Genomic DNA, 720 nt, shown 5'->3' with positions numbered 1-720 from the left:
GGACGAGGTCGACCGGCTCGTTGTAGGTCGTGATGAAGACGTCGACGGTGACGTGGTCGCCCGGCGGCGTCGGTGGCTCACCCCGCTCGCGGAGTCGCCACGCCCCGAAGGCGAAGAGGAGCGAGTCGATGACGCTGTACGTCTCAGCGAGGATGAGCGGCACCGCGATCCACCACGAGTGCCAGTTCACCGACGCCGCCCACCGCCAGACGATGTAGTTCACACCGGCGACGGAAGCGAGCAGGGCCACCGTGCGCACGGCGACCATGCGGCGACGCGGGGTGCCCGTGGTGAGTCGGCGCCGGTCCTGCCGGCTGACGTCGAGCGCGCTCATCCACGTCCTTCCCTCGGGAGGGTCCACCCCTGCTGGCGCGACCTGGTGAGTGGTCGCGTACAGGACTGTCTACCGCAGGGAGGGGTCCGCTGTCAGCCGACACCCGTGGTGCGGCGATCGCCGATCCCGAGGTCGTCCGCGAGGCGCGCCACGACGTGGTCGAAGTACACCGCGTCGTCGGAGACCGCTCCGACCGTGTGCCCGAAGAGCTCGAACGAGACGACCCCGAACACCGTGGTCCACGCCATCAGGATCCGGAGCACGAGCTCGTCCGGCAGGTCCGGGGCGATCCCCCGCTCGCGCACGTACGCAACGGCGTCGCCGATGGCGGCCGGGAGCCCGTCGGGAGGTGACGCCGGCGCCGGACGTGCACCGTGCCTCCCGGC

Annotated in this window: 1 protein-coding gene and 1 pseudogene; both read right to left on the bottom strand. The window is 71.2% G+C overall.

Going from position 1 to position 720, the window contains the following annotated elements:
• A pseudogene (locus NS184_RS17155) lies at positions 1 to 268 on the bottom strand (cellulose synthase); the annotation flags it as partial.
• Between the two features lie 158 nt (positions 269 to 426).
• A partial coding sequence (locus NS184_RS18550) for a TetR-like C-terminal domain-containing protein (protein ID WP_193750582.1) occupies positions 427 to 720 on the bottom strand: 294 nt, incomplete at its 5' end.

The sequence above is a fragment of the Curtobacterium luteum genome (assembly GCF_001475545.1).
GTDB lineage: Bacteria > Actinomycetota > Actinomycetes > Actinomycetales > Microbacteriaceae > Curtobacterium > Curtobacterium luteum_A.
The sequence above is the reverse complement of the archived record's forward strand: the minus strand, read 5'-3'. Positions and strand labels throughout refer to the sequence as shown.